Annotated in this window: 16 protein-coding genes; 10 read left to right on the top strand and 6 right to left on the bottom strand. The window is 57.0% G+C overall.

Annotation, left to right across the window (positions count from 1 at the left end; genetic code table 11):
* The first annotated feature begins 112 nt into the window (after positions 1–112).
* Both GOB94_RS01645 and GOB94_RS01640 read left to right on the top strand, forming a co-directional pair.
* On the top strand, positions 113–1,888 hold the full coding sequence (locus GOB94_RS01645) for a GWxTD domain-containing protein (RefSeq protein WP_182277210.1): 1,776 nt from the start codon (positions 113–115) through the stop codon (positions 1,886–1,888).
* A gap of 272 nt (positions 1,889–2,160) precedes the next feature.
* On the top strand, positions 2,161–3,891 hold the full coding sequence (locus GOB94_RS01640) for a carboxypeptidase-like regulatory domain-containing protein (protein WP_182277209.1): 1,731 nt from the start codon (positions 2,161–2,163) through the stop codon (positions 3,889–3,891).
* A gap of 259 nt (positions 3,892–4,150) precedes the next feature.
* Here GOB94_RS01640 and GOB94_RS01635 read toward each other — a convergent pair whose 3' ends face one another.
* Both GOB94_RS01635 and GOB94_RS01630 read right to left on the bottom strand, forming a co-directional pair.
* Positions 4,151–6,424, bottom strand: coding sequence for a TonB-dependent receptor (locus GOB94_RS01635; protein ID WP_182277208.1), 2,274 nt, complete (start codon positions 6,422–6,424; stop codon positions 4,151–4,153).
* Positions 6,425–6,532: 108 nt separating this feature from the next.
* A complete protein-coding gene (locus tag GOB94_RS01630) occupies positions 6,533–6,913 on the bottom strand; it encodes a hypothetical protein (RefSeq protein WP_182277207.1) in 381 nt (126 codons plus the stop codon).
* Positions 6,914–7,074: 161 nt separating this feature from the next.
* Here GOB94_RS01630 and purF point away from each other — a divergent pair, with 161 nt between their 5' ends.
* From purF to GOB94_RS01590, 8 genes are read left to right on the top strand one after another with little or no spacing between them, the layout of a single operon-like run.
* Positions 7,075–8,604: an amidophosphoribosyltransferase gene (gene purF / locus GOB94_RS01625; RefSeq protein WP_182277206.1), complete on the top strand. Its 1,530-nt coding sequence runs from the start codon at positions 7,075–7,077 to the stop codon at positions 8,602–8,604.
* Positions 8,561–12,430: a phosphoribosylformylglycinamidine synthase gene (purL, locus tag GOB94_RS01620; RefSeq protein WP_182277205.1), complete on the top strand. Its 3,870-nt coding sequence runs from the start codon at positions 8,561–8,563 to the stop codon at positions 12,428–12,430. The genes purF and purL overlap by 44 nt, the downstream gene beginning before the upstream one ends.
* 11 nt (positions 12,431–12,441) lie before the next feature.
* Positions 12,442–13,491, top strand: coding sequence for a phosphoribosylformylglycinamidine cyclo-ligase (gene purM, locus GOB94_RS01615; RefSeq protein ID WP_220464973.1), 1,050 nt, complete (start codon positions 12,442–12,444; stop codon positions 13,489–13,491).
* 21 nt (positions 13,492–13,512) lie between these two features.
* Positions 13,513–14,481, top strand: a complete 969-nt coding sequence (locus GOB94_RS01610) for a phosphoribosylaminoimidazolesuccinocarboxamide synthase (protein ID WP_182277203.1) — start codon at positions 13,513–13,515, stop codon at positions 14,479–14,481.
* A complete protein-coding gene (gene purD / locus GOB94_RS01605) occupies positions 14,478–15,800 on the top strand; it encodes a phosphoribosylamine--glycine ligase (protein ID WP_182277202.1) in 1,323 nt (440 codons plus the stop codon). The genes GOB94_RS01610 and purD overlap by 4 nt, the downstream gene beginning before the upstream one ends.
* Entirely contained in the window at positions 15,797–16,372 is a 576-nt protein-coding gene (gene purN, locus GOB94_RS01600; protein ID WP_182277201.1) for a phosphoribosylglycinamide formyltransferase, read from the top strand. The genes purD and purN overlap by 4 nt, the downstream gene beginning before the upstream one ends.
* A complete protein-coding gene (purE, locus tag GOB94_RS01595; RefSeq protein WP_182278362.1) occupies positions 16,372–16,875 on the top strand; it encodes a 5-(carboxyamino)imidazole ribonucleotide mutase in 504 nt (167 codons plus the stop codon). Before purN ends, purE begins: the two co-directional genes overlap by 1 nt.
* A gap of 4 nt (positions 16,876–16,879) precedes the next feature.
* A complete protein-coding gene (locus GOB94_RS01590; protein WP_182277200.1) occupies positions 16,880–17,965 on the top strand; it encodes a 5-(carboxyamino)imidazole ribonucleotide synthase in 1,086 nt (361 codons plus the stop codon).
* A gap of 115 nt (positions 17,966–18,080) precedes the next feature.
* Here GOB94_RS01590 and GOB94_RS01585 read toward each other — a convergent pair whose 3' ends face one another.
* The 4 genes from GOB94_RS01585 to GOB94_RS01570 form a co-directional block, all read right to left on the bottom strand.
* Positions 18,081–19,538, bottom strand: a complete 1,458-nt coding sequence (locus GOB94_RS01585; RefSeq protein WP_255484150.1) for a Do family serine endopeptidase — start codon at positions 19,536–19,538, stop codon at positions 18,081–18,083.
* Positions 19,539–19,652: 114 nt separating this feature from the next.
* Positions 19,653–20,921, bottom strand: a complete 1,269-nt coding sequence (locus tag GOB94_RS01580) for a M56 family metallopeptidase (protein ID WP_182277198.1) — start codon at positions 20,919–20,921, stop codon at positions 19,653–19,655.
* On the bottom strand, positions 20,918–21,346 hold the full coding sequence (locus GOB94_RS01575; RefSeq protein ID WP_182277197.1) for a BlaI/MecI/CopY family transcriptional regulator: 429 nt from the start codon (positions 21,344–21,346) through the stop codon (positions 20,918–20,920). Before GOB94_RS01575 ends, GOB94_RS01580 begins: the two co-directional genes overlap by 4 nt.
* 399 nt (positions 21,347–21,745) lie before the next feature.
* Entirely contained in the window at positions 21,746–23,032 is a 1,287-nt protein-coding gene (locus GOB94_RS01570) for an ROK family protein (protein ID WP_255484149.1), read from the bottom strand.
* Positions 23,033–23,098 lie beyond the last annotated feature (66 nt).

Here is a 23,098-nt window from a genome sequence, read left to right as displayed (position 1 = left end):
TTCGAGACAGAGAGTCCTTGGCTGATCATAACAGTGCCACCGCCTGGCGTCTTGTATGTGCAGCCCCGGGAGTCTAGAATGAAACCGTCTAGAAACAGGAGTGCGGCAGCCCATGAACTCACCGAATCGTACCTTTTTACTCGCTGGCATTGCGCTGGTTAGCTTCACCTGCACCGGGTTCATCGCCCAGGCGCAGGACCAGGCACCTGCCGCAGTGGTGCAGCAGCCCGGCCAGCAGCAGACGGTGCAGGACAACGGCTCGGTCGTCAAGGTTCCACCCACCCCGGAGAAGCCCGACCCCCTGAAGCGCCGCCTCTCCGACCGCGAGGAGCGTGAGCGTGTCAAGAACACCCGCGCAGAGCTCAAGGGTGAGTACAAGAAGTGGCTCGACGAGGATGTCCGCTGGATCATCACCGACGAGGAGGCCAAGGCCTTCAAGAGCCTCTCCAACGACGAGGAGCGCGATCAGTTCATCGAGCAGTTCTGGCTCCGCCGCAACCCCAATCCCGACTCTCCCGACAACGAGTACAAGGACGAGCACTACGCCCGCATCGCCTACGCGAACGAGCACTTCGCCGCCGGCAAGCCCGGCTGGATGACCGATCGCGGCCACATCTACATCGCCTACGGCAAGCCCGACTCCATCGACTCCCACCCCTCCGGCGGCAGCTACGACCGTCCCATGGAAGAGGGCGGCGGCAACACCTCTACCTTCCCGTTTGAAGTGTGGCACTACCGCTATCTTGCCGGCATCGGCGACAACATCGACATTGAGTTTGTCGACACCTGCATGTGCGGCGACTACCACGCCACCATCGACCGCTCCGAGAAGGACGCCCTCAAGCACGTCCCGGGCGCCGGCCTCACCCAGTACGAAGAGGAAGGCCAAGCCAAGAAGGCTGACCGCTTCTCCGGCGGCGGCCTTGAGCAGCTTGGCAACGGTCCGCTCGCCTCCAGCCAGCAGAGCAAGCAGTTTGACCGCCTCGACACCTTCGCCAAGCTCTTCGCCCCCCCGCCGATCAAGTTCGCCGACCTCGACCAGTTCCTCGCCTCGGAGAAGATCCTCACCGGCCCGCCGTTCCTCTTTGATGTCCGCACCGACTATGTCAAGCTGACCAACGAGACTGTCATGGTGCCAGTCACTCTCGAGATCCGCAACGGAGACATCACCTACACCACCAAGGACGGCGACTCCAAGGGAGTCGTCAATATCCTCGGCCGTGTCAGCACCATGACCCACCGCGTTGTCCAGACATTCGAGGATACGGTTACGGTCGAAACCCCCAGCGACCTGCTGCAACGCACCAAGAACAATCAGTCGGTCTACTGGAAGGCATTGCCGTTGCCCCCGGGCCGTTACAAGGTCGAGATCGCCATCAAGGACGTCAACAACCCCGATCACGTCGGCGTCTGGAGACGCAGTGTGGACGTGCCCAAGTATGACGATGACCGCCTTGCATCCTCTTCGCTCATCCTCGCCAGCTCCATGGAGCGTGTGCCCACCAAGGACGTAGGCGCCGGCAACTTCGTCATCGGCAACACCAAGGTCATTCCTCGCGTTCCGGCTACGATTTCTACCCCGGTCGTCTTCCATCGCGGTCAGAACCTGAACTTCTGGATGCAGGTCTACAACCTCGGCATCAACGACAGCAAGAAGAACGACGCGACCATCGAATACCAGGTGCTTGACCTCGCAACCAACAAGCAGATTCTCGATATGTCCGAGTTAGCGTCCAAGATGAACCCCAACGCCGATCAGGTCACGCTGGAGAAGAGCATGCCACTCGCCAGTCTCGATCCGGGCCGTTATCAGGTCACCATCAAGGTCAATGACGGGGTCACCAAGCAGGCCATCGCCCAGAGCGCCCCGTTCATCGTCGAGCAGTAAACCGGGCGAAGCGGCCCCGCGCTTCGTTTCCGGCGTCTTAAAGAAGTAGGGATTGTGGTTCGCGCAGTTGAGAATTCCGCGGTTCCGCAGTAGTCTGAATGACTGAAGTTGTTCATGGAGCGCCGCCGGTTTCAGGCACGGCGGCAGGGCAGACAGCACGCACGACACGAAAGCGTGATGCGGCTCTTTTCAGGACAACCAACGGTCGGTTTTGCACGAGCTGAACGGACTTTTGGAGAGCCGTAGGCGCGCACACGAGGTTGTCAAGCGCGGTGAAACGATTCGTACCGGGTCTGATGTCGATTGCAACGCTGCTGGGGCTGGTCTTGCCCTGCGCAGCGAAGCCACCTCGCGCTACGAATACCCCCGCTGCAGTCTCCGGCGTCATCAGCGATGCCCACGGTGCTCCGCAGCTAGGCGCGATGGTTGAGCTTCTCGCCGCCGACGCCACCACCATCGCCGTAGCCTTTAGCGACGAGCATGGCCGTTACATCCTTCCCTCCGTTCTCCCCGGCAAATATCAACTTCGCGCCTCGGCAGCATTCTTTATGCCCACCCTGCGCAGCAACTTGCGCCTCCAGCCCGGTGTCCAGTCCATCGTCAACCTCACCATGAACACCATCTTCGATGCGGACAACTGGCTGCCCGCCCAGCGCCGTCGTGCCGACGAGCCGGTAGACGACTGGAAGTGGGCGCTCCGCTCCACTGCCAACCGTCCGCTCCTTCGCCTCGTCGACCCAGAGGACGGCCTCAGCATCTCTTCCAGCTCTGAGACCGCCTCCAAACCGATCTCCGAAGGCCGGGTCACCGTCACCAACGGCGATGGCACCTTTGGCGATGGCGGCATGCACCAGGCCCTGCTCCTCAGCCGTACCATGGGTGATGGCGATGGCGCCGTCCTCCGCGCCGATATCGGCAACAACACCCAGAGCGTCGATTCGCCCGGCCCCTCGGTCGCCGTCACCGCCGGTTATGAGCGCCAGTCGATGCTCGGCGGCAGCACCCGCCTCGTCACCGGCTTCCAGTCGCATCCCGAACTTGCGAATGGCAGCATGCCCGGCTTCGGCCCCGGCTTTGAGGTACTCGACCTCGCCAGCGCTCAGAAACTCCAGTTTGGCGATGCGGTCATGATCGACGTCGGCACCCTTATTGAGGCGGAGCGGCTCGAAGCCACCCGCATCCATACCCAGCCTTACGTGCACGTCACAGCGAGGCCCACGGACAACGTCGTGGTCGAGTACCGCTACGCCACCTCCCGCCAGGTGCAGAGCGCTGACGACCTCGACCGTCTCAAGCCCGAACTTACCGCTGTATCCGACGCTCAGGGCCGGCCGCTTGGCAATCAGGGCACGCACAATGAGCTCGCCGTCAGCCGCCGTCTCGGTCAGGATGTCGTCACCGTCAGCGGTTACATCGACCACCTGAACTACGAGGCCGTCGGTGGCAGCGGCATGATGGTGCGCTCGGACCTCCAGCAGACCGGTATCGTGGCAGATCCTACCACCGGTACCTTTCAGGTCGCCACGCAGGGCTTCGCCGCCCGCGGCGTGAGCGCCACCTGGATGCACCCGCTCACTCCCGCGCTCTCCACCTGGGTCAAGTACGACCTTGGCACGGCGATGACCGCCAGCGGCGACGCTCCTCCGGTTCAGGACCTCCAGCAGAATCTCACGGCACAGACCGCCTCGGCGGCCAGCGTTGCGATCCGTGGCAAGGTCCTCCACACCGGCACCTCAGTCAAGGCGGAGTACCGCTGGCAGCCCAATCGCACCCTCACCCAGGTCAATGCCTACAACAACATGCCGGACGAGGCCTATCTCAGCTTCTTCCTTCGTCAGCGACTCTGGTGCGGCCGCTTCCTTCCGCAGGGCATCGACGCGGTAGTTGAGGCGACCAACCTGCTGGAGCAGGGCTACCAGCCCTTCCTCGCTCCGGATGGCCACACTCTCTTCCTCGCTCAGATTCCGCGTGGCATCCAGGGCGGCCTCGCCTTCAACTTCTGATCGCTCTCAAACGGCTTCCTGCGAGCCTACTCCGTCGTCAGACCGTGATGGCGGCGACCCTCCCCCCCTGTTTGGGGGCTAAGATCCGCAGCGGATTGAAGTTAGCCTCGTAACCAGTTTCGTGGTTACTTCCGCCGCCAATTTTGCCTGCTTGCTGCGATGGAGCAGTAGCGGGCGGGAGAGCGGTTGAAATGGAGAACCCCGGCCTTGGCCGGGGTTCTCTGTCAGTTCTATTGTACGGGTCGTGTCAAGGGCGCGATCAGTATTTGAACCTGTAGCGCACCTCTCCGTAGTACTGGCGGGGATCGTTGAAGTGGAAACCACCGAAGGTGAGGCTGTTGTCCAGAAGGACGCGGCGGTTAGCGGCATTTGCGTCGGTAAGGGAGACCGAGAAGCGTTCCCCGAAGTTTTTGCCAACTGAGAGGTCAAAGGTGGTGTGTTGGGGCAGGTAGCCGTTGGGATAGGGGGTTGTGGGGTCAGGGTCACCGTTGACGAAGCCGGAGCCATAGTAGACGTTGGTGGAGGCGTAGGCATGCCAGGGGAGTGAGGCATTAAAGCCTACGTTGAGGGTGTTGCGCTGGTCGTGGTCGACAGGGGTGTAGTCGAAGCCGGCGTCACAGGCGGGGTCACCGATGGGGGTGCAGATGAGGCCGCCGGTGATGTTGCCGCGCTGTTCGGCAATCTGGTTGGAGTAGGCGAGGTGGGCCTGCCCAAAGTGCCAGAGGCGTGGCGAGCGCAGGGTCAGCTCCCACGCACGGACGAGGGCGCCGTCGACGGTGACGGGGAAGTAGATGCTGGAGTCACCGATGTTGGAGTGGTCGAGGAAGTTGTTGATGCGGGTTTTAAAGGTGTCGGCGTCGAGGAGCCAGCCCTTGTATGGGATTTGCACGCCGAACTGGTGCTCCTCGTCGCGTTCGCCGTGCAGTGGGACGAGGGCCGTGTTGTTGGCGTTGGCGAAGGCGAGGACCGGCCCCGCGGCAGTGACCAGCGGCGGCGGTTGATAGAAGCGGCCGTAGAAGCCGCGGAAGACCCAGTTCAGCCTGGGGATGCGGATGGCGAGACCGACGCGAGGATCGGTGTAGTTTTCGCTGAAGGCTCCCTGGAAGTGGCTCTGGCGGAGGCCGGCAATGATGGTCAGCCAGTCAGTGGCTTTGTAGTTGTCGGTGATGAACTCTTCGACGACACCGCCGTTGGCGGAGTCAGGCTCAGCGATGGGAGCGGTTCCGCTGCCGTCGTTGAAGGTGACGCCGAAGAAGTAGTTGTCGTGTTGGCCGAAGGAGTAGATACCGGCTTCGATGTCGTTGCGTTTGAAGACGGTGTTGAGGGTGATCTGAGCACCGGCGTAGGTGGAGGAGCGGTTGTCGGTGGTGGCTGTGGGCTGATCGTTGGGATTGGGGTTGTAGTCGGCGCGGTTGTAATGGAGGAACGGAGAGACCTGGAAGACGGTGGAGGCATTGAAGGTGTGCAGCCAGGAGAAGGCGGTGAGGCCGTCGAGTTCGTTCTGTGAGTCGCGGAGGCCGCTGGAATCGTATTGTTGGTTTTCGAAGTCGTTGGGGTCAGGGTCGTAGGGGATCTGGAAGAAGTCGTGACGCAGCTGCGAGACGAGGCGGAACTGGTCATGCGGAGTGCGGTTGTAGATGAGGGAGGCGAAGCCGCCGGCGCCGTTGGTGGCATCGTGGTCGACCTGGCCGATGGGCGGCGCGAGGCCGTAGTCACTGCGGTTGCCGCTGAGGGAGGCGTAATAGGCCAGCTTTTCGGTGTGGTCGCCGAAGTTGAGCTGGTCGTCAGTCTGGGCGAAGTTGCCGGCGGTGAGGACGAGCTCGGCTTCGCGGTCGCGCTCGAAGCCGGTGCGGGGGACGACGTTGAAGACGCCGTAGGTGCGGTCGCCGGTGTCCGCGGAGTAGCTGCCGCGTTGGACTTCGAGGTAGTCGATGTCGCGCGGTGAGATCTGCGCGGCGAGGTTGGAGGCGATGTTGGTGTTGGGGATTTCGACGCCGTCGATGAGCCAACTGACTTGATGGCCTCCGCGCATATGGAGCATGTCGTGGGTCATGTAGGCGCCGGGTGTGTAGTCGGTGATCATGGCCATGGAGTTGCTGCGGTCGGCGCCGGGGGTCTCGGCGATGTCGGTTCGATCGACGAGGGTGGTGGGGGTTACGGTGTTGATGTTGGAGGCGGCGGCGCTGACGGTGACGGTCTCCTGCGCGGCGGCGATGGGAAGCTCGAGATGCAGGATGGGGGAGGTGTCAGAGGCGAGGGTGAGAGCTTCTTTTTCGCGTCCGAAACCTTTGGCGCCGACGGTGATGGAGTAGTCGCCGAGCGGAATGCTGGAGAAGGTGAAGGAGCCGTCGGCCGCGGTGTTTGTGCTTTGGGTAAAGGCGGAGTTGGCGGCGTGGAGCTCGACAGTTGCGCCGGCGATGGGACGGTGCTGGGGGTCATGAACGACGCCATGAATCTGGCCAAAGATGGCCGCGTAGGCTGCTGCGGTTAGCAGCAGACTTAAAACGAGAGCTTGTAGTGCAAGTTTGCGCATAGCGCTCCTCGAGGTCAGCGGATTAGCTGACGGGACAAATTCCTGAATAGGGAACAGCAAAGGACGCCCGCGCATAGCGGCAGGGCAGGGCTTTGCTGAGGCAGGGAATTAGAGGAGGCTATGCGGAGGGCCACGCTTGTGGCGCGCACCGCGTTCAGCAACACGTGCCCATGCCCGTATCTGGCCGATACGAACAGGCATTGAGATCAGGCTGACGGAGATGGCCCCGTTCGCCCGAAATGCCAGTTGCTGGTGCTGCAAGGGAGTAGCCGCGGTGGGGTAGTACGGGCACTTGCTGCGTAGACTGGTAAAGTGCGTTCCATGCAGAAGTGCGTCGATCTCTGCTTGAGACATCATGCAGTGGTGGGCGCCATTCCGGCGACAGCACGCAGGCAGAAGAGAGTCAGGATCAGAGGAGCCGCCGAGTGCCGCCGCAACGGTCGGGAGACCGAAGATCAGCAGCAAGACAAAACTCAGCAGGCGTCGCATCGTTCCAACAGTCTACGCCCGGCTTTGTTGGGCCAAGATCAGCGATCTGCCCGGTTGCCGGTAAACGGTCGATTTTCCTCACGATTCTCGGCGATAATAGTCTTGTAACTTTTGCGCGCGAACTACCCTTCTACCCAGTGACCGAACGGCAGTGAGGACCTATGTGCGGCATCGTTGGCGTCTTCGGACATAGTCCGGTCAGCCAGGTAATCTATGATTCACTCTCCATGCTGCAGCACCGCGGGCAGGATGCCGCTGGCATTGCTACCTGCTATCAGGGGAAGTTTTACCTGGAGAAAGCGGAAGGGCTGATTACCGATGTGTTCGACGCGACGAACATGGCCCGTCTGCTCGGAAACAACGGGATCGGTCACGTGCGTTATCCCACCGCCGGTTGTTCCTCCGTCGCCGAAGCTCAACCGTTTTATGTGAACTCCCCTTATGGAATAGTGTTTGCGCATAACGGGAACCTGACGAACGTCTCGGAGATCGTGGATGGCTTGTTCGAGACGGACATGCGGCACCTGAACACAAACTCCGACTCCGAGGTCATGTTGAATGTGTTCGCCCATGCGATGGCGCGACGCGGAGCTGTACATCCCAATGAGTTCGATGTCTTTGCCGCAGTGGAAGAGGTCCATCGGCGATGCAAGGGCGGGTATGCCGTCGTCTCGATGATCGCAGGAGTAGGGATGGTGGCCTTTCGCGATCTGCATGGAATTCGCCCTCTGATCTTTGGAACACGCGATACGGGGAGCTTTCGCGATCTGGGGCGTTCCATGGAGTACATGATTGCGTCCGAGAGTGTAGCTCTCCAGGTAAGTGGGTTCGATCTTCACCATGACCTCGAACCTGGTGAGGTCATCTTCATTGATATGGAAGGTGAAGTCCACCGCCACGTGAGTCTTCTGGCACACGAGAAGGCACCCTGTCTCTTTGAATTCGTTTACCTTGCCAGACCGGACTCTGTTTTGGATGGAGCTTCGGTATACCAATGCCGCATCAACATGGGCACGAAGCTTGCCGCTAAGATTCAGCGTGAGTGGGCACATCTTCCGATTGATGTGGTGATCCCTATTCCTTCGACGAGTAGAATCGCCGCTCAGGAGATTGCAACTCGCCTGAACTTGCCGTACCGCGACGCACTTGTAAGAAACCGCTATGTAGGCCGGACGTTTATCATGCCAGGCCAAGCTATGCGCAAGCAGTCGATTCGCCGGAAATTGAACCCCATACCGCAGGCGTTCAAAGGCAAGAATGTGATGCTGGTCGACGATTCAATTGTGCGGGGCACGACCATCAAAGAGATCATCGCGATGGTCCGCGAGCAGGGGGCCAAGAAGGTCTACGTTTGTTCGGCAGCGCCGCCAGTTCGATTTCCGAACGTATACGGTATAGACATGCCCGCAAGATCGGAATTGATCGCAACCGGCAAAGATGTGCCTCAACTCGCACGTGAGATCGGCGCAGATGAGTTGATCTTTCAAGATCTAGACGATCTCAAGAGCGCTATCACCGAGGCGTGTCCTGGGCTTTCGCATTTTGATACCTCCGTCTTCGATGGTGTCTACGTGACAGGAGACATCACCGAGGAATACTTGAACCTGCTGGAACGCCAGCGCAACGACACAGCCAAGCAGACGGAAGATGTCGCCAGTCATATCTCAAGAAACCTTGCAGCACATATCTAGCCCTGTAGTTCGCATTCTGCGCGGACAAGCGGCGATGACCCCGTTCGAACTTGAACGGCTAACATCTCGACTTCGAAATATCGATGACGAAGCGCGTATAGTATCGAGTTCTTATATCTACTTACTCCAACTTGCGAGTAAAGATGAGATCGTTGATGAATCTCGACTGGAAGATCTACTTGAGGTAACTAGAGAAGCTCCTGTCGCCAGTCCGGGAGCGAAGCTGTGGATTGGGCCGCGTGTCGGTACTCGGTCGCCATGGTCCAGCAAGGCTACGGAAATTCTGCATAACACTGGCTTCGCAGGTATCTCACGTGTAGAGCGTGCTCGAGAGATCTGCGTGACGAATGCTCGAGATCTGACAGCTTCGTCGGTTGCTTTGTATGACCGTATGACGGAGAGTGTCTTTTTCGAAGGTGTTGAAGAGCTGGTTACTCTGTTTGCCCCGCGTGTACCTAAAAAGCTTGTACATATTAAGGTGCTTGAATACGGAGCGGCGGCGATCAGGGAAGCTGATCGTCAACTCGGGCTTTCGCTGGCAGAAGATGAAATCGAATATCTCGTAGAAGAGTTTTCTCGGCTTGGGCGAAACCCTACCGATGTGGAACTCTATATGTTTGCGCAGGCTAACAGTGAACACTGCCGTCATAAGATTTTCAATGCAACATGGACGATCGATGGTGTCGCACAGCCGCATTCTCTTTTCCAGATGATTCGCAACACCTATGCACATTCGAGCGAAAACGTGCTTTCGGCGTATCGCGATAATGCGGCGGTGATCCGTGGATGGCAAGGTGGCCGCTATTTCCCTGATGTCGATGGCGTCTATCGCTCACATGAGGAAGAGATAGATATTCTGCTCAAAGTAGAGACGCACAATCATCCGACAGCGATCTCTCCATGGCCCGGTGCAGCCACAGGTGCGGGCGGGGAGATTCGAGATGAAGGCGCGACGGGAAGAGGAGGGAAGCCGAAGGCAGGTTTATGCGGTTTCACCGTCTCCAACCTGCTATTACCTCAAGCTCCGCAGCCGTGGGAGCAGACTATCGGCAGACCTGCGCACATAGCATCTGCGCTTGAGATTATGATCGAAGGCCCGTTGGGTGCGGCTGCATTTAATAACGAGTTCGGAAGGCCAAACCTATGCGGTTACTTCCGCACCTATGAGCAGCAAAGCGGAGGCGTGAACTATGGTTATCACAAGCCGATCATGCTGGCGGGTGGGCTAGGTAACATTCGTGCGGATCACGTTGAAAAGGGCGCGATGTTTCCGGGATACGCACTGCTCGCCTTAGGTGGCCCTGCCATGTTGATTGGTCTGGGTGGAGGCGCTGCTTCCAGTGACATGGGAGGAATGAACACAGAACTTCATTTTGCTTCAGTTCAGCGGGATAACGCCGAGATGGAGCGTCGCGCCCAAGAGGTTATCGATCGTTGCTGGCAAATGGGTGATGCTAACCCGATTGCTTTCATTCATGATGTTGGCGCGGGTGGTCTTTCGAATGCTTTTCCAGAGCTGATTAAAGATGGCGGATGTGGCGGCACGTTTGCCTTAAATGCGATTCCGCTGGGCGAAGACGGGCTAAGTCCATTGGAGATATGGTGCAATGAAGCTCAGGAACGATACGTGCTTGCAATTGCACCGGAGAACTTAGCTTCATTTGAAGCCATCTGTCGGCGAGAGCGGTGCCCCTTCGCTGTTGTGGGGCACGCAAAGAGAGAGGAATACTTAGAGCTCGAAGACAGTAATGAGAAAGCGATTGATTTACCGATGCAGTTGCTGTTCGGGAAGCCTCCGCGGATGGAACGTTCATTTGTACGCGTCGAAGGTAAGACTGCCGATTTTGATACCTCAGGTATCGACCTCAAAGATGCATTGGAGCGATTACTTCGTCTTCCAACGGTTGCCTCGAAGAATTTCTTGATAACCATTGGAGATCGTAGTGTCGGTGGCATGGTGGTGCAAGACCAGATGGTCGGCCCATGGCAAGTACCTGTTGCCGATTGCGCGGTGACATTAAGTTCCTTCGATCAACTGCGCGGAGAAGCGATGGCCATTGGAGAGCGAACGCCTTTGGCGATTATTAGCGCCTCAGCATCGGCGCGAATGGCGATTGGTGAGGCTATTACGAATTTAGCAGGCACATCGATTGAATCATTGAGCGACATAAAACTCTCGGCTAATTGGATGGCGGCAGCCGGCGAGGGTAGAGAAGATCAGGATCTATTCGATGCTGTGAAAGCTGTCGGTATGGAGTTCTGCCCTTCACTGGGAATTGCTATTCCAGTTGGGAAGGACTCGATGTCGATGCGGATGCGTTGGCAAGAGGGCGGCGCGCATAAGCAAGTGATATCGCCCTTGTCCCTTGTAGTTAGCGGTTTTGCGCCAGTAAGCGACGTAACTAAAACGCTGACACCTGTGTTAGAGCCTATTGAGAGCGCATTGCTCCTGATTGACCTTGGAGAAGGTCGAAACAGATTAGGTGGGTCGTGCCTCGCCCAGGTCTATGGGCAGGTTGGCGGTGAATGCCCTGATGCCCCAAACCCTTCCATGTTGAAGAGCTTCTTTGATCGTTTGCAGCGGCTAAATCGAGAAGGAAGGCTCCTTGCCTATCATGATCGTAGTGATGGGGGCCTGTTAGTGACTTTGCTGGAGATGGCATTTGCTGGGCAAATGGGGCTGGAGATCTTTGTACCAGATGATGTGGTTCCAAACTTATTTAGCGAAGAGTTGGGGGCGGTTGTGCAAGTCCGCAACTCAGATCGGGATGACATCGAGAACGAGCTCAGGGAAGCGGGTCTGAGAGTTTCCTGTGTTGCGCGTGTTGTTAGCACTGATAATATTTCTATTTCGATAGATCGAGAGAAAGAAGGAAAGGATCAGAAGCTCTACACTGAAGCCCTTTCGAAATTACAGAAGTTATGGTCTGAGACGAGTTTTCATATCGCTAATTTACGTGACAATCCTAAGTGTGCCGCTCAGGAGTTTGCTCTATTGGGTGACGCAAACCGGCCGGGGCTTTCGTTGACAGCTCCCTTCGATCTTTCGGAGCGCGTTTGCGCACCCTTCATTCACTTTGGACGTCCGCATGTGGCAATCCTTCGAGAGCAAGGAGTCAATGGGCAGGTCGAGATGGCGGCGGCTTTTGATCGCGCCGGATTCACAGCGATTGATGTTCATATGAGCGACCTCATCGAGGGTCGCTATCGACTGAATGATTTTGTTGGATTGGCCGCCTGTGGGGGGTTCTCCTATGGTGATGTACTTGGTGCAGGTAGTGGTTGGGCGAAGACCATACTCTTCAATGAACGGCTAAAGACGATGTTCGCTGATTTTTTTATGCGAGGCAATACGTTCTCTTTAGGTGTGTGTAACGGCTGCCAAATGATGTCCCAACTGAGTTCTATCATCCCAGGGGCGGAATCATGGCCCAGATTTGGACGTAACGTATCCTCTCGTTTTGAAGCGAGACTCTGCATGGTAGAAGTTCAGCAGTCAACCTCACTATTTCTAGACGGCATGAAAGGTGCAAGGGTTCCTATCATCGTTGCACACGGTGAGGGTTATGTGGATGCCATTAGCGAGAACGCCCAGGTTGGCATTCGCTATATCGACAACTCGGGAGTTGTAACGGAACGTTATCCGCTAAATCCAAATGGCTCTGTTGCAGGTGTGGCAGGCGTAACTAGTGCCGACGGTCGCGCCCTTATTTTGATGCCACATCCGGAGCGAATAGCACTTGGTGTTCAGCACACGTGGACACGGAAAGTGAAACACAGCCCCTGGCAACGTATTTTTGATAACGCTCGAAAATGGATTGGGTAAGAGGTGAGCAATTGACACTAAAGGTCGATTATAGGTCGGCAGGCGTAGATATTGAAGCTGGCAACGAAGCAGTGCGGCGAATGAAATCACACGTAAAAAAAACGCACTCACAAGCGGTATTAACAGGGCTTGGCTCGTTTGGTGCGCTGTTCAGCCTGCGTGACGCTCTTGCCGATATTGAGGAACCAGTAATGGTTCAAAGTACTGATGGGGTCGGAACGAAAACCAAGGTGACGGTGATGGCCGGGCGCTATGAAGCATTGGGGCAAGATTTAGTTGCAGCTGTTGCAGGCGATATCGCTGTTATGGGTGCACGGCCACTTACATTTTTAGATTATTTGGGATTACATAAGGTAGAACCAGAGATTGTAGAGTCCCTCATACGAGGTATGAGCGACGCGTGTGCAGATGCTGGTATTGCTTTGGTGGGAGGCGAGACGGCGGAGATGCCTTCAGTTTACGCTCCCGATGAGTTAGATGTCGTAGGATTTGTAACTGGCATTGTCGACCGTAAAAAACTGATTGACGGCGCAGATATTTGCGCAGGCGATGTGCTGTATGCGATTAACTCAAGCGGGTTGCACACGAACGGATTCTCTCTTGCTCGAAAATTAGTATTCGATTTAGCGCAGCACGCTATCGATGATAAGCCGGTAGAGCTTGCTGGTGTATCTATTGCTGATGCCTTATTAGAGCCACACATTAACTATGTCGCACCGGTTCGTGCTCTTTTAGATGCAGGTCTACCTATAAGAGGCATGGCCCATATTACAGGTGGCGGCCTGGTCGAAAATATCCCGCGCATCATTCGCGAAGGGTTGTACTGTACGGTGGATCGCGCGACCTGGACACCACAACCGGTTTTCTCTTGGATGCAGCAACTTGGACAGGTTGAGGATTCGGAAATGTACCGCACCTTTAATATGGGAGTTGGCCTTGTATTGATAGCTCCTCATGGTTTGCTTGGTGATATCACATCAGTGTTGAGGCCATTCCCTAAACTTAAAGTATGGGAGTTAGGCCGAGTGAATGAGGGAACTGGCGGCGTGCGGTTTGAGTAATTCGGTTAAGGATGGATTAGAGTGACTCGACAAGAACTAATATCAGCTATTCCTCACTGCTTGCAGGGAACGGCCCTGGAATCAGTAATAACCTCCACTAGGTATTCTGGAAAAGTGAGGGATACATATGATTTAGGTGATGGGCGTCTGCTTTTGATTACGACAGATAGGCAGAGTGGATTTGACCGAATGCTCGGGCTGGTTCCTTATAAAGGGCAAGTGCTTAATCGTACATCGCTCTACTGGTTTGATCAGACACGGCATATTGTCAAGAACCACGTGATTTCTAGCCCACACGCAAATGCTCTTCTGGCGAGAAAGTGCAAAGTACTTCCGATCGAATTTGTGGTACGTGGGTACATGACTGGATCGACTGACACTTCTATTTGGACCCAGTACCAAGGTGGAGCGCGTACCTATTGTGGGCATTTGCTTCCCGAGGGCATACATAAAAATCAGAAATTACCAGAGAATATCGTCACGCCGACGACAAAGGAATCAAAGCACGACAGGCCGATCTCTGCGCAAGAAGTTATCCATGAGGGATGGCTCACCGCAGAACAATGGGAAATAGCTTCGTCCACGGCTCTTAAGCTATTCTCCTACGGGCAGTGGTTTGCAGCTACACGAGGATTGATTCTCGCCGATACCAAATATGAATTTGGTATTGACGAGGCGGGGGAAGTGACACTCATCGATGAGGTCCACACCCCTGACTCGAGTCGTTATTGGTTATATGATAGCTACGAGGAGAGAATGTTGCTGGGCAAAGAGCCCGAGATGATTGATAAGGAATTTTTTAGATTATGGTTTAGAGAGCGTTGTGATCCCTATAACGACGCGGAATTACCCAAACCATCTGACGAGCTAATCGCTGACCTTTCATCTCGGTATATTCGTCTGTTTGAAATGATAACGGGAGCCACATTCGTTCCAGACCCTCGCCCTTTAGAGTCAATCGTATTGCAAGAGGTAAGTAAGCTGCGATGAGCGAACGGATTTTAATTGTCGGATCCGGGGCTAGGGAGCATGCCATTGCAGAAGCCCTAGCCTGCTCTCCTCAGAAGCCCGAGTTGATTTGTATCGGTGGCGCTCGTAACCCTGGTATCGAAACATTGACGTCCAGCTACAGAATGGGAGACATCACTGATCCTAATAATGTAGCAACATTTGCGACAGAGGCTGCGGCGACGCTAGCGATCATAGGCCCTGAAGCGCCGTTGGCCGCCGGAGTAGCTGATGCACTTCAATCATCGCAAATACCTGTAGTAGGGCCTACACGTGATCTCGCGCGTATCGAATCGAGTAAGTCATTTGCCAGGCTCTTGCTCAAAAAATATGCAATTCCGGGTAATCCATTTTTCCAGCGATTCGAGTCGATGGATGGTGTTGAGGATGTAGTGGCTCGTTTGCCAATGCGGCACGTGATTAAAGATGACGGACTGGCTGGAGGAAAAGGTGTAAAAGTCTGTGGCGATCACTTGCAGTCATACGGCGACAGCATAAAGTTTTGCCAAGATCTCGTCGCGCACAACCGTCCATTTGTTATCGAAGAAAAATTGGAAGGTGAAGAATTTTCTTTGATGAGCTTTTGTGATGGAAAAACCATATGTCATATGCCTGCAGTTCAAGATCACAAGCGTGCTTTCAATGGAGATAAAGGACCTAATACAGGGGGGATGGGGTCCTATAGCGACGTCGATTTAAAGCTCCCATTTTTGACCGATCAAGATATCAACGATGCTCAACATGTTACAGAGAGCGTCGCCGAAGCGCTCTTTCGTGAGTGTGGTGCGCCTTATCAAGGGATCTTATATGGTGGTTTTATTGCGACCAAAGACGGTGTACGTCTGATCGAATATAACGCCCGATTTGGGGACCCAGAGTCTCTGAACCTCCTTACGCTTCTACGTTCAGATTTTGTTGAGATATGTCGTGCGATTGGTGGGCGGTACCTGTCAACGCTCAACGTACAATTTGAAAACAAAGCCAGTGTATGTCGTTATCTCGTACCGGAAGGTTATCCTGATGGACCGCGAAAGGGAGATCCTATATGCCTACCTACACAACTCCCTTCGGGAGTGCGGATGTATCTAGGGGCAGTCGATATAGTAGACGGGAAACTTGTGGCAACAGGTTCTCGTACTCTTGCGTTTGTGGGAGTTGGGAATACGTTGAATGAGGCTGAGAGGCTTTGCAGTTCGGTGATAGGGTCAATTGGCGGTCCGTTCTTTTTTCGCAGCGATATTGGTACGGCTGAGTCAATTGGGCGACGGGTAGAGCACATGAAGAGCTTGAGGCAGCAATGAAGTTGCGAGTAGGAGTGCTTGGGTCGACGCGCGGAACGGCGCTCCAAGCCGTTCTTGATGCTATTGAGTGTGGCGAACTTGATATAGAGATCGTCCTTGTGGTTTCGAATCGAGAACATGCGCCGATTCTTGAACGTGCAGCGAAATACGGAGTTGCCACGTTACACGTCAGCCCAGTTGACCTCACTCGCGAAGAATTTGATCGGAGAGTCTGTGCTGCTTTTAGCGAGCGTCGCGTAGAACTCATCCTTATGGTGGGGTATATGAGAATTGTTACGGAGGAGTTTGTTCGGTTTTGGCGTGGGCGGCTGCTGAATGTCCATCCGTCGCTTCTGCCAGCCTTTGCAGGTTTGATGAATGAGAAGGTGCATGAGGCCGTTCTTAAAAGCGGTGTTCAGGAGACCGGTTGTACGATTCACCAAGTTGTCGAAGAAGTAGATGCTGGACCTGTAGTGCTCCAGAAGCATTGCCCGGTTCTTCCAGGCGACACTGTAGAGGTGCTGAAACAGAGGGTGCAAGCACTAGAACAACAGGCCTTCGTAGAGGTGCTGAAAAACTGGAGATGTGCATGATGCCTTTGAAGAAGAACCGCGTTGTGGTTGGGATCATCATGGGCTCGAAGTCGGATTGGCCTACGATGGAAGCAACAGCGAAGATATTAGATGAGTTTGAGGTTAGCTACGAGGTTGAGGTAGTCTCCGCTCATCGCACACCCGACAAAATGATGCATTATGCCGAAACTGCAAAGCGACGTGGATTACGCCTGATTATTGCGGGAGCGGGAGGAGCCGCTCATTTACCTGGAATGATTGCAGCTAAAACGAGTTTGCCAGTGCTAGGAGTGCCGATAAAAAGCCGCTCGCTAGAGGGGTTGGACTCCTTACTCTCGATTGTTCAGATGCCGGCGGGAATACCAGTGGCGACGTTTGCTATTGGAGAGGCTGGTGCCAAAAATGCAGGGTTGTTTGCTATTGCTACGCTGGCGTTTCAAAATCAACGTCTTTCGAAAGCTCTCGATAAATATCGATCCGCTCAGACGAGGGCAGTATTAAAGAACTCAGATCCACGGACGTAATCTAATGAGTGAAACTCAACCAAGTCGTATCGCCATACTTGGTGCAGGACAGCTTGCGCTGATGCTTGCTGAAGCGGCCAAAACTCTACTAGTTGAGGTGTCTTGCGCCGGTCAAGAGAGTGACTGCGCCAGCCGTGTTGCTAAGGTAATAACAGTCGACCTCGAGGATGCCTCCGAGGTCGCTAATTTTGCTAAATCTTCCGATGTCGTTACGATTGAAACCGAAAATATTGACATCTCGATTGTAGAAGGCTTGCCGCTGGCGCCAAATGCGCGGGCAATTGGCATTGCGCAAGACAGGCTCGCCGAAAAGCTCTTTCTTCAATCATGTGGGATTAGCTGTGCTCCGTTCCGGTCGGTCGACTCGGTACAGGATTTGCGTTCCGCGGTCCAGGAGTTGGGGTTCCCGGCGATTCTAAAGACCCGTCGTATGGGGTACGACGGCAAAGGTCAAAAGCGCATTTATAGCGACGGCGATCTGGATGGAGCCTTTGAAGATCTCGGTAAAGTTCCCTGTGTTCTTGAAGGGGTTGTCCGTTTTGATGCGGAAGTTTCTCTGATTGCCGCTCGAAGCCGAACAGGCGAGATTGTCTTTTATCCGTTGATCGAAAATGTACATCGTGAGGGGATTCTGCGGCGCTCCACCGTGCCATTTGCAGGTGTGACAAATGCAATGCAATCCCAAGCAGAAGGCTACCTAAAGAGGACTCTTGAGGAGCTTGAGTATGTTGGAGTGCTCGCTGTAGAGTTTTTTGTAGTGGGTGGCAAGCTTGTTGCGAATGAGATGGCTCCGCGTGTCCATAACTCAGGTCATTGGACAATTGAAGGTTCCAAGACATCTCAGTTTGAGAATCATCTCAGGGCTATCCTGGGAATGAAGTTAGGCAGCACAGATAGTGTTCCTACGGTCATGTTGAATTGCATTGGCAAGATGCCGAGCGCAGCTGAAACAGCCACGACTCCTGCCGTTTGGCGTCATGACTATGGCAAGACTGCTCGCCCTGGTCGCAAGGTAGGACATCTTACCTTGCCTGGAAGTCAGCACGAGGCAATTGAACGTTGGTACTTGTTACTGAATCCCGAGGAATAAGCCGCGCCGCAAGCTGGTCGGTATCTGAATACAGATTTGATGAAGCGTGTATTCCCGCGAGTTAAAGATGTAAGCGAGGCCTACGCAGCTGGCGTGGCCTCGCTTAGCTTGTTAGCTAACCGTTTTGACTGTCGAGGTCAGGGTGAACTGTGCGGTAGCTTGCATTGCCTTTTGACCAGACCAGGAACAGCAGATCCTTGCCCGCAGGGTTCTGATGGACGTCTCCTACGAATTGATCGGCAGAGGTCGTCGACTTACGGTTTACTTCCAGGATGATGTCTCCGGGTTGCAAGCTGGCATCATCGGCAGGGCTATCAGGTCGAACATTTTGAACGACAACTCCGTGGACGGTTGCTGGAATCTGTAACTGCTTTCTAGCATCGGGGGACAGATCACTTACGGCTAGTCCAAGTTTGCCGCTCTGCGAACCACCGCCATCGCTGTTGTCCGCCGTTTGAGTATCTTGTGAATGAAACTCGCCGAGCGTAACGGCGCGTGTTTCAGGTTTGCCATTCCGGACGATGCCGAGTGTGATTTTGGCTCCCGGCTCCAACTCGCTGACTGCAACCTGTAGGGCGCTGCTGTTCGTCATCTTCTGCCCATTGAGCGTAGCGATGACGTCACCTTGCTGAAGGCCTGCGCGGCTGGCGGGTGAGTCGGGCGTCACCTGAGAGATGATAGCTCCCGAAGCATCCTGCAGATTGAAGAACCTTGCATTGTCGGGTGTCACGTCGTTGAGGCTGATGCCGAGATAGCCGTGATCAACCTTGCCGTGAGCGATGATCTGTTCGGCGGTGGCGCGAGCGATCTGAGAGGGGATCGCGAATCCGGCGCCGGCGAACGATCCGCTGTTGGAGATGATGAAGGTGTTGATGCCGACAAGCTCACTGTGCGCATTGACGAGTGCGCCTCCGGAGTTGCCGGGGTTGATAGCGGCGTCGGTTTGAATGTAGCCACCGGGTTTGCGAGCATCGTCCGAGTAGGGGTTCTGGCGGTTGACTGCGCTGACAATTCCGCGGGTTACGGAGAACTGGAAGTATCCGAAGGGGCTGCCGAACGCGAGGACGGTTTGTCCTGGTTCAAGCTTCGAGGAGTCTCCCCACGAAATTGCTGGCAGATCGTGTGCATCGACCTTCACGACTGCCAGGTCGGTCAGCTTGTCTACGCCGACGACCTTACCCGTGAGAACGCGGCGGTCGTGGAGTGTGACACGAATCTGCGTCGCACCATCGACGACATGGTCGTTGGTGATGATGTATCCGTTGGGCGAGATGATGACTCCGCTGCCGATGCCATGTTCAATCTGCGGTTGCTGAGGCGTCATTTGGCCACCGCCGAACTGACCGAAGAACTGTTCGAGTCCGGGTGGCAAACCTTGCACCTGGCCCTGCTGAGAGACAGGTTGCTCAGGTGCGCGGGCGGTGACTGCGATGTTGACCACGGCCGGGGTCACCCGAGCAGCAAGTGATTCCATCGCCTGATCCAGCGAGGTGAGTGCTGCGACGCTGTGATCGTCGAGTGGAGAGGCCGTTACTTCAGAGGCGTGAACTCCGTTGTGATTAACCAGCAACACTGCTCCCAGTGCACAAGTGGTAGCGAGAGAGGTGGGGATGATTGCTCGTCGGAGAGTTGTAACTAATTGATTAGTTCTAATTGGCATGAAGGTGCTCCGGGGTATGGTGTGGGATTAGAGTTGGATGATCAGCCAGCCATCCGGGACACGGACGGCGGCGTAGGCGAAGTCGATCTCCACGGCACCGACTGAGGGCTGGGAGGGGGTAGCGGCTGCAGGCGGTTGCCAGCGGGTGAGGGTTATACGTGGGACGGTCATCTCTGGGCGGGGGCGAGTGGCCGTGATCGTGCGGAGTACGGGGCGTGCTGACCTGCGATGCGTCGTGGTGCGTTGCGGCAGGGTGGCTTTGACCAGCGCGATGTGGGGAGTGGTTATGCCGGTCAGTGTTGGTGCTGAGGCCAGGATGGTTGGGCTTTGGTGCGGTGCGGTGGTGAAACTGACGATCTGAGGGGCGCGTGCGACCATGCAGGAGCCTGCTGCCGCGCCAACGATGAGGAGAGCGACGGCGGTTGCGGTCATGCCTGGTGTCATGCGGCTGTCGGGCCGGTAGAGGATGCGGCGGATGCGGCGTTCGAGCGCGGTCGGCTTGTCCCAGGCTCCGAGTGCGAGGGTGAGGCTGCGGCGGAGCAGAGAGTGTTCGGCGAGGGTGGCGAGGCTGGTTGCGTAGGCCTTGCGGGCGGCGGTGGCGCGGAGAACGCCGTCGTCGCAGGCCAGTTCGCGCTCATCGCAGAGGCGGTGCTCCACCCAGAGCAGAGCAGGGCTGAGCGGGAAGAGCGCCAGCGCGAGCTTCTGGAGGAGGTTGGTCCAGTCGTCGCAGCGGCGGAGGTGTTCCATCTCGTGGCGAACGATGGGCTCCAGTTGCGAAGCGGAGAGGCTGGCGGCTAGATCCTGTGGCAGAAGGACCTTGGGTGAGAAGAAGCCGACTACGCTGGGGCGGTCGACGTCCGCGGAGGTGCAGAGCTGGGCGCGTCTTGTCTGCAGCAGAGCGGCTAGCGAGGGCCCGATCGGCAGCGGGGTTGCGCGGCGCGTGAGCGCATGCAGTGCGTGAGCACTGCGCAGGAGCTGGATGCAGCGAAGCACGGAGAGAGCGGCCCATAGACCGGCGAGCACGACGCTCCAGCGTGGGTCGATGTGCAGCAGCCTCGGTGCGTGGGCGACGGCGGAAGCTGCCGGTCTGTAGAGCACGGGTGCGAGGTTGAGGAGCACCAACAGCAACAGTGCCGCGAGCCATACGATAGACCTCGCCGCAGCCGAGATGGCAGGGAAGAGGCGCATGCCGAGAAGCGTGAGCAGAACGAGCAGCGTGCCCTGCCATGCGGTCGCGATGAGAGCGCTGGCGGCCAATGCGGTGTAGGGTGCGACGACGTAGAGGAGGTTGCTCATGCGTTCGGCTCCTCGGTGTTCAGCTCCGCGGTGTTCAAGGGGGCATCGTCGGGCGCTTCGGCGATGAGCTGCTTCAGGCGGCGGAGCTCGCCGGGAGTGACGTCGCCGTTGTCCAGGAGCGAGAGCAGAAGGCGCTCGCGGGAGTTTCCGAAGAAGCGCTGGATGAGGTGACGTACTTCAGAGCTGCCGGCATCGCGCTCGGCGACGCAGGGGCTGTAGAGGAAGGCCCGGCCTTCCTGCCGGTGTGTCACGTAACCCTTGCGTTCGAGGATGCGGAGCGTGGTGAGAACCGAGGTGTAGGCGAGCGGAGCCTGATCGGAGACGGCCTCGACGAGCTGGGCGACGGCGGACTCGCCACGAACCCAGAGGAGCTTCATGAGCCTGAGCTCGGCTTCGGTCAGCGTGATGGAGCGTTTGGGCGGCATCGTTGAGCGGGAGCGGGAGTTCCGCTCACAGCATAGTAGACGATGAACTAAACGATTAGTTAGCTGGTGGTCTGTGGATCGCTTTGCATGCCCTCCCCCCGCCCTTGGGGCTATGATCCGCAGCAGATTGGAGTTAGGTTCGTAACCGGGGTGGTGGTTACCTTGGGTGGGGCGAGAGGCGAGGTGTTCAGATGAGAAAGAGCACGGAGACGATGAAACCCCGCCTAAGCGGGGTTTCTGCTGCTTCTATTGTAATCGGTGTGTCAAGGGGTGCGCTCGCGCTTCGCGCATCGCTGCGGCAGATGCAGGTCTCTCCGCTGCGTCCGCAAAAAACGCGGACTTCGGTCGAGATGACACTTCTGTGGTGTGGGTCGAGATGACGAGCCTTTGTGGGTGAGTCTAGGCGGCTGTCTTTTTGGGGTTGCGGGGGCGGCGGATGGGTTTGCCGTCGGAGGCGTTGGACTTGCTGTAGCCGGCGTGGCGCTGCAGAACGAGGGCCGCGGCGCCGCGGAGACGGGCCAGTTCGACATCGCTGGTGACGATAATGCGTGGCGGCGTGCCCGAGAGCATGGAGTCAGCCAACTCGGCTTCGACGATGGGGCCGAAACGGTCCCATGCGGAGGTGAGGCCGCCATTGAGGAGGACGACCTCCGGAGAGAGCGCGGTGACGATGATGCGGAGGCCCTGCCCCATATAGAGTGCCTGGCGGTTGAGGGCGGCGATGGCATCGGGGTCGCCGTTCTCGGCCATATTGATGAGCTCGAAGCTGGAGGGCACGGGGCTGTTGGGACGGCCTGACTGTTTTCGAAGCTCCAGGAAGTGATTGATGGCCGAGCGGGTGGAGGCGAAGACCTCCCAGCAGCCTTTGCGGCCACAGCCGCAGATGGGGCCGTTGGGATCGAGGCAAAGGTGGCCGAACTCGCCGGCGAGGCCGGAGCGGCCGGTGAGGAGCTGGCCGTTGGCGAGGATGGCTGCGCCGACGCCTTCGGTGATGGTGACGAGAACGGCGTTGCGGACGCCTTCCATGCGGCCGAACCAGAGCTCGGCGAGGAGGCAGGCGTTGGCGTCGTTGTCCATCTCAACCTGGAGTTTGATGGCGGACTGGATGGCCTTTTTGATGTCGTAGCGCGCCCAGGGAAGGTTGGGGGCGAGGACGAGCTGCTCGGTGGAGGGGTCGACGCGGCCGGGGAGGATGATGCCGAGGCCTTCGAAGGACTTGTCAGGGTGCTTCGGCATGAGCCGCTCGATGCAGGTGATGAGGTTGCGGACGCCGCGCTCGGGGTCGGCGGCGAGGGGCAGGGCTTCGCGCTGGAGGAAGCGGCCGTTGAGGTCGACGACACCGACGATGGCCTGGTCGGGGCGGACGTCCGCGACGACGATGACCATACTGGGGTTGATGGAGAGCAGCGTGGGGCGGCGGCCGCGCGGGCGGATGGCGGCGGGGCCTTCGATGACCCAGCGCTCGCCGATAAGCTGCTCGGCGATGGAGGAGATGGTGCTGGGCTGGAGGCCGGTGCTGCGGGAGAGATCGGCGCGCGAGATAGGCTGGCGGGTGCGGATGAGCTCAAGGACAACATCGCGATTGATGTCGCGGACGACCTCACTGGAGGCCAGCTCAGCGTACGCGAGGTCGATGCGCTGCATGCCCTTGGTGCGCTGGCGATGAGTCGGGATGGGTGTTGACATAGGGCGATGGTTAGGGCAGTGGGTCAGAACCTGACGGGTCGCTGATGGATGCCGAAATCGGTGTAA

The sequence above is a fragment of the Granulicella sp. 5B5 genome, from assembly GCF_014083945.1.
In the GTDB taxonomy this organism is placed as follows: Bacteria; Acidobacteriota; Terriglobia; order Terriglobales; family Acidobacteriaceae; genus Granulicella.
This window is presented reverse-complemented; position numbering and strand designations above follow the sequence as displayed.

What these genes read in the sequence shown, in the direction of transcription:
- GOB94_RS01570 (WP_255484149.1), bottom strand. Translation starts at nt 23,032, where the DNA reads ATGTCAACACCCATCCCGACTCATCGCCAGCGCACCAAGGGCATGCAG.
- GOB94_RS01645 (WP_182277210.1), top strand. Translation starts at nt 113, where the DNA reads ATGAACTCACCGAATCGTACCTTTTTACTCGCTGGCATTGCGCTGGTT.
- GOB94_RS01590 (WP_182277200.1), top strand. Translation starts at nt 16,880, where the DNA reads ATGAGTGAAACTCAACCAAGTCGTATCGCCATACTTGGTGCAGGACAG.
- purF (WP_182277206.1), top strand. Translation starts at nt 7,075, where the DNA reads ATGTGCGGCATCGTTGGCGTCTTCGGACATAGTCCGGTCAGCCAGGTA.
- purD (WP_182277202.1), top strand. Translation starts at nt 14,478, where the DNA reads ATGAGCGAACGGATTTTAATTGTCGGATCCGGGGCTAGGGAGCATGCC.
- GOB94_RS01630 (WP_182277207.1), bottom strand. Translation starts at nt 6,913, where the DNA reads ATGCGACGCCTGCTGAGTTTTGTCTTGCTGCTGATCTTCGGTCTCCCG.
- GOB94_RS01575 (WP_182277197.1), bottom strand. Translation starts at nt 21,346, where the DNA reads ATGCCGCCCAAACGCTCCATCACGCTGACCGAAGCCGAGCTCAGGCTC.
- purN (WP_182277201.1), top strand. Translation starts at nt 15,797, where the DNA reads ATGAAGTTGCGAGTAGGAGTGCTTGGGTCGACGCGCGGAACGGCGCTC.
- purE (WP_182278362.1), top strand. Translation starts at nt 16,372, where the DNA reads ATGCCTTTGAAGAAGAACCGCGTTGTGGTTGGGATCATCATGGGCTCG.
- GOB94_RS01635 (WP_182277208.1), bottom strand. Translation starts at nt 6,424, where the DNA reads ATGCGCAAACTTGCACTACAAGCTCTCGTTTTAAGTCTGCTGCTAACC.
- GOB94_RS01580 (WP_182277198.1), bottom strand. Translation starts at nt 20,921, where the DNA reads ATGAGCAACCTCCTCTACGTCGTCGCACCCTACACCGCATTGGCCGCC.
- purL (WP_182277205.1), top strand. Translation starts at nt 8,561, where the DNA reads ATGTCGCCAGTCATATCTCAAGAAACCTTGCAGCACATATCTAGCCCT.